Genomic DNA, 5,757 nt, shown 5'->3' with positions numbered 1-5,757 from the left:
CAATGACGCGCATTGGGCTTAACGCGTTGGTCACCATTACCTGTGTAAACTCTTCAGTTGATACTTCTGCGATGGTCTCATTCTGGTTCTTGTCGGCAGTACCGGCATTATGGAAGAGAATATCCAGAACCCTGTTGGACAGCCGCTCCCGAAGCGCTTTAATTTGTTCCTGATCGGTGACATCAAGATATTCAATCTCAACGCTGCCTGGATTGTTGTCCGCCAGTTCGTGTAATAATGTTCTGTCTTTTCCTCGCACGGTGCCAATAACGTGCCACCCTTTGGTCACAAATTCCGCGGCCATCGCATGGCCAAGACCACGTGAGGCACCGATGATGAGGATAGTTTTTTGCGTAGTTGAATTGTTCATAGATAACTCTCTCTTCTGTGGTACCGGCGCTGCACGGGCAACGCCTGGCAAAAGGAAGCCGCCTGACGCCGCTCCCATGACAATGCCGGTTAATCTCAAAAAGTCCCGGCGGGCCAGGATTACGGCGGCGATTTGTTCCGTTGTTTTCTGGCTGCTCATAAATATCTCCGCTGTGTAAAAAAGCTGGATCAGTGCCTGACTGTACCCAGTACAGCGGATGTTATTTATAAATTTCAGCGTCCGCGTGTAATTTATTATTGCCGGTGGCGGAGATTATTCGGTACGAAGATGCTCCGGCATTTTCAGCCTGACGGGCAAGTTTACTCTCCAGACCACTTAGTGTCAGGGCTCCGGATGCAGATACTACCCCGATAGCCTGCTGGCCATCGACAGGCTGAGCAATCTGCTCAACGGCGAAACTACCAAAAGAAGTCAGAGAAAAGATCGCAGCAACAGCAACAATTTTAACGTTTTTCATAATAAAGTACCTGTTCAGATTATAGAGTGAAAGGTGGTGTCCTTTCGGTATGTGAACAACTCTATGCCTGATGAAGATAATGCGGAAGACGCACAGATTGCATTTATACTATGCATCAGACGCCTCACCTCCTTTTCAAAATCGGATATCATGAATGGCTGACCCCGATCTTAATTTACTCATCGCACTTGATGCGCTCATCGCCGAAGTCAATGTGACTCGCGCCGCGCGCCGTCTGGGATTAAGTCCTTCGGCAATGAGCAGAACGTTAACTCGTCTTCGTGCTACGACAGGTGATCTTCTTTTAGTTCGGGCAGGACGTCAGATGGTACTGACACCCTATGCTGAAGCTATCCGTGAAAGCACCCAACACACTGTCTCTGCGGCTCTGGCCATACTCCGCCCTTCATCGGTAACGCCAGATTTATCCAGACTGGAAAGGACGTTTACAATAAGGACGAACGAGGGTTTTGTTGAGGCTTTCGGTGCTGCACTTATCGCAGTGGCGGCGGCAAAAGCACCTCTTGTTCGTCTTTGTTTTGCAGCCAAAGAAGAAAAAAGTGCAAAGCATTTACGTGAAGGTCTGGTTGATCTGGAAATTGGTGTTTTAGGTGAGATGGGTCCGGAAATACGCTTACAAGCGCTGTTCAGGGATCGATTTGTTGGTGCGGTGAGAAAAGGTCATCCACTGCTTGATCAGAAAGATAATATCACTGCTGCGACATATGCTTCATTTGACCATGTCATTACTTCCCGTCATGGACTCACCAGTGGCCCTATAGACAGGGCACTGACTGAATTAGGATTTGAACGGAGAATAGCGGCTGCGGTGCCGAGTTTTCCTGCTGCAATGGCTGTGATAATGGCATCAGATTTGGTTGCGCTCGTACCCGCTTCCTTCCTCATAAACCGGATCAGTAATCATGAAAATGATACTGCAGCATTCTGCACGTTCGAACTTCCGGTAAAAACCCCGGAAATAACCATATCTCAGATGTGGCATCCACGCTTGGATGCCGATCCCGTCCATCGATGGCTGCGACAACATGTTTTAGACGTTTGTCGACAACAAATGCAGCGGATCACTAAATGCTGATGATCTTGATGCTGTTTCTGGAATGAATAAGATTCGGCAGAGACGCTCACATAACGTTGCTCTGAACATATTTTTTTAATCTGAAATAGGTTGCTCTGGAGATTCCGGTTTTTTCCATCACTGTTTTTGCAGGTTGCTTTTGTTGGATTAACATCCTGGCAGCGTCAGATTTCTGATGTGGTTTTCGCCCAAATCTAACACCGGCACTCATAGCTGCTACTCTGCCATCATTCGTGCGTTCGAGGATACGCTCCCGCTCAGCCTCGGCTACAGCTGCCAGAATTTGAATGATCATTTTGCCCATCGTACCTTCAGTACTCAGCCCATTTTCCAGGAAGCGAATAGCAATCCCCTTTTTATAACAGGCATCGACAATGTGGATCATATCTGCGGTGTTTCGGCCAAGACGGTCCATTTTGGTACAAATGATAATGTCGTCTTTTTCTGCCCGGGCAAGCAACCGTTGTAACCCTTCACGTTCGTCCGTGGCTCCCGACATCATGTCGGTAAAAATTCTGTCATCTCTGACGCCAACAGATTTTAGCTCCGTAATTTGCACCGTCAGTTTCTGATGACTGGTTGATACCCTTGCATATCCCAGTAATGCCATAGTGGTCTCACAAATCGATATTGATACTGTGTAGTATCATAAAGCATAAATCACGATTTCTGATACTTCTGTTTGAAGTCATTTTGAGTGGTCTCAAAATTTATAACATTTCGGACGGTTGCAGAATTGTTAATATATGACCATCACGCAGGGAGGCCAATATGCCCGTCGATTTTCTGACCACGGAACAGGAACTGAATTATGGTCGCTATGTTGCAGAACCCAATGACGTGCAGCTGGCGCGCTATTTTCATCTTGATGAGCGGGATCTTGCCTTCATTAACCAGCGACGGGGAAGGCATAATCGGCTGGGAATTGCGCTTCAGCTCACCACCGCCCGTTTTCTGGGCACCTTTCTAACAGATTTAACCGGGGTTCTGCCGGGTGTTCAGCATTTTGTCGCGGTGCAGCTTAACATCCGCCGTCCGGAAGTCCTTTCCCGCTACGCAGAACGGGATACCACCCTCAGAGAGCATACTGCGCTGATTAAGGAATATTACGGTTACCATGAATTTGGCGATTTCCCCTGGTCTTTCCGCCTGAAGCGTCTGCTGTACACCCGCGCATGGATCAGTAATGAGCGACCCGGCCTGATGTTTGATTTTGCCACCGCGTGGCTGCTTCAGAATAAGGTCCTGCTGCCCGGAGCAACCACACTTGTACGTCTCGTCAGTGAAGTACGCGAACGGGCAAATCAGCGACTGTGGAAGAAACTGGCAGCGTTGCCGGACAGCTGGCAGACCGCCCGCGTGACGGAGCTGCTGGACATTCCTGAGGGGCTGCGTATTTCACCGCTGGAGCAACTGAAAAAGGGACCTGTCACCGTCAGCGGCCCGGCATTTACCGAAGCACTGGAGCGGTACATCCGGCTGCGAAACATGGAGTTTTCCCGACTGAATTTTACCGGTCTGCCTGCTATACAACTGCGTAATCTGGCTCGTTACGCAGGCATGACGTCGGTAAAATATATCGCGCGAATGCCAGAGCAGAGAAAACTGGCCGTACTCACCGCATTCGTTAAAGCGCAGGAGACTGCGGCGCTGGATGAAGCCGTTGATGTGCTCGATATGCTGATACTGGATATCACTCGTGCGGCGAAGAAAACGGGGCAGAAAAAACGGCTCAGGACGCTTAAAGATCTTGACCGTGCTGCGCTACTACTGGCGCGGGCATGTTCATTGTTGCTGGATGAGCAGGCTGACGATGCTGAACTGAGGGAGACCATATTCAACAGCATACCGAAAAGCAGGCTGGCAGAATCCGTCAGCAAGGTAAATGAGCTGGCCCGGCCTCAAAACAACAATTTCCATGACGAAATGGTGGAGCAGTACGGGCGGGTAAAGCGCTTTCTTCCGGCGGTATTGCGCGACCTGCATTTCCAGGCAGCGCCAGCCGGAGAACATTTGCTGTCCGCCATTCATTATCTGACCGAACTGAACGGCTCGAAAAAGCGCATCCTGGACGATGCGCCTGAACATATTATTACCAGCCCCTGGAAACGCCTGGTATACGATGCGGAGGGTCGGATACAGCGTGCCGGTTACTCGCTTTGTCTGCTGGAGCGCCTTCAGGATGCACTACGTCGACGGGACATCTGGCTCGAAAACAGCGATCGCTGGGGAAATCCCTGCGAGAAGCTGTTGCAGGGGGAAGAATGGCAGGCTCAGCGGGTCCCCGTTTGCCGGGCGCTGGGACATCCCACTGATGGACATAAAGGCGTGCAACAGTTGGCGGTCCAGCTAGATGAAACCTGGAAAGCCGTCGCATCCCGCTTTGAAGGAAATGCGGAGGTTCATATTTGCCATGACGGTAAACATCCTTCCCTGACTATCAGCAGCCTGGAGAAACTGGAGGAGCCACCATCGTTGCATCGTCTCAACAGCCGGGTAAGGCAGCTACTCCCGCCAGTAGATTTGACGGAACTGTTGCTTGAAATAGATGCCAGAACGGGATTTACACGTGAGTTTACGCATGTCAGTGAATCCGGGGCCCGGGCGCAAGATCTGCACATCAGCCTGTGCGCGGTCCTGATGGCAGAGGCCTGCAATATCGGGCTGGAACCGCTGATAAAGCACAATATACCGGCGCTGACGCGCCACCGGCTCAGCTGGGTGAAACAGAATTACCTCCGGGCAGAAACACTGGTCAGCGCCAATGCCCGCCTGGTTGATTTTCAGTCCACACTGGAGCTTGCTAGCCGCTGGGGTGGTGGCGAAGTGGCTTCAGCTGACGGCATGCGCTTTGTCACGCCGGTGAAAACCGTCAATTCAGGGCCTAACAGAAAATATTTTGGTTCCGGACGTGGTATCACTTGGTACAACTTCGTCTCTGATCAGTACTCTGGATTCCACGGCATCGTTGTCCCCGGCACATTACGAGATTCCATTTTTGTGCTGGAAGGCCTTCTGGAGCAGCAGACAGGGCTGAATCCGGTTGAGATCATGACGGACACAGCCGGTACCAGCGACATTATTTTTGGCCTCTTCTGGCTGCTGGGATACCAGTTTTCCCCCCGTCTGGCCGATGCCGGTGAAGCGGTATTCTGGCGGGTGGATAAATCGGCAAATTACGGTGCACTGGACGAACTGGCACGTGGTTGTGCCGATCTGTCGAAAGCCGAGGATCAGTGGGATGAGATGATGCGAACCGCCGGTTCGCTGAAACTGGGCACCATTCATGCTTCAGAACTCATTCGCTCTTTGCTGAAAAGTTCGCGTCCATCAGGGCTGGCACAGGCGATCATGGAAGTGGGGCGCGTCAACAAGACGCTGTACCTTCTAAATTATATTGATGATGAAGATTATCGTCGGCGGATCCTGACGCAGCTAAACCGGGGAGAAGGCCGCCATGCTGTGGCGAGGGCGATCTGCTACGGGCAGCGCGGTGAGATCAGAAAGCGCTATCGTGAAGGTCAGGAAGATCAACTGGGTGCTCTGGGCTTGGTCACTAACGCAGTGATACTGTGGAACACACTTTATATGCAGGAAGCCCTGAGCTGGATGCGCAGTAATGGAGAAGAAATCGGTGGTGAAGATATCGCCCGGTTATCCCCACTGATGCACGGGCATATCAATATGCTGGGGCATTATACGTTCACGCTACCGGAGGATATTTTGAAGGGAGAACTGAGAGCATTAAATTTCAATTTAAACAATGAATTACCTTCTTAGCGTACGGTTTCGTTCCATTGGCCCTCAAACCCC

Annotated in this window: 5 protein-coding genes; 2 read left to right on the top strand and 3 right to left on the bottom strand. The window is 50.9% G+C overall.

Going from position 1 to position 5,757, the window contains the following annotated elements; all coding sequences use genetic code 11:
• A partial coding sequence (locus FCN80_RS25305; protein WP_230492954.1) for an SDR family NAD(P)-dependent oxidoreductase occupies nt 1–529 on the bottom strand: 529 nt, incomplete at its 3' end.
• A gap of 61 nt (nt 530–590) precedes the next feature.
• Nucleotides 591–848 carry a multiple stress resistance protein BhsA gene (bhsA, locus tag FCN80_RS25300; protein WP_136993072.1) on the bottom strand — a complete coding sequence of 86 codons (258 nt, stop codon included), beginning with the start codon at nt 846–848 and terminating at the stop codon, nt 591–593.
• Between the two features lie 154 nt (nt 849–1,002).
• Between bhsA and FCN80_RS25295 the strand changes: the two genes are divergently transcribed.
• Nucleotides 1,003–1,944 carry a LysR family transcriptional regulator gene (locus tag FCN80_RS25295; RefSeq protein ID WP_136993071.1) on the top strand — a complete coding sequence of 314 codons (942 nt, stop codon included), beginning with the start codon at nt 1,003–1,005 and terminating at the stop codon, nt 1,942–1,944.
• A 46-nt stretch (nt 1,945–1,990) separates the two neighbouring features.
• Here the strand turns inward: FCN80_RS25295 and FCN80_RS25290 are convergent, their stop codons facing one another.
• On the bottom strand, nt 1,991–2,554 hold the full coding sequence (locus tag FCN80_RS25290) for a recombinase family protein (protein ID WP_136993070.1): 564 nt from the start codon (nt 2,552–2,554) through the stop codon (nt 1,991–1,993).
• Between the two features lie 161 nt (nt 2,555–2,715).
• Here FCN80_RS25290 and FCN80_RS25285 point away from each other — a divergent pair, with 161 nt between their 5' ends.
• A complete protein-coding gene (locus tag FCN80_RS25285) occupies nt 2,716–5,724 on the top strand; it encodes a Tn3 family transposase (protein WP_136993069.1) in 3,009 nt (1,002 codons plus the stop codon).
• The last annotated feature ends 33 nt before the right edge of the window (nt 5,725–5,757 follow it).

This window comes from Martelella alba (assembly GCF_005217455.1).
Classification (GTDB): Bacteria; Pseudomonadota; Gammaproteobacteria; order Enterobacterales; family Enterobacteriaceae; genus Acerihabitans.
The sequence above is the reverse complement of the archived record's forward strand: the minus strand, read 5'-3'. Positions and strand labels throughout refer to the sequence as shown.

Coding starts and splice junctions, on each gene's coding strand:
- bhsA (WP_136993072.1), bottom strand. CDS start 848: ATGAAAAACGTTAAAATTGTTGCTGTTGCTGCGATCTTTTCTCTGACT.
- FCN80_RS25295 (WP_136993071.1), top strand. CDS start 1,003: ATGGCTGACCCCGATCTTAATTTACTCATCGCACTTGATGCGCTCATC.
- FCN80_RS25290 (WP_136993070.1), bottom strand. CDS start 2,554: ATGGCATTACTGGGATATGCAAGGGTATCAACCAGTCATCAGAAACTG.
- FCN80_RS25285 (WP_136993069.1), top strand. CDS start 2,716: ATGCCCGTCGATTTTCTGACCACGGAACAGGAACTGAATTATGGTCGC.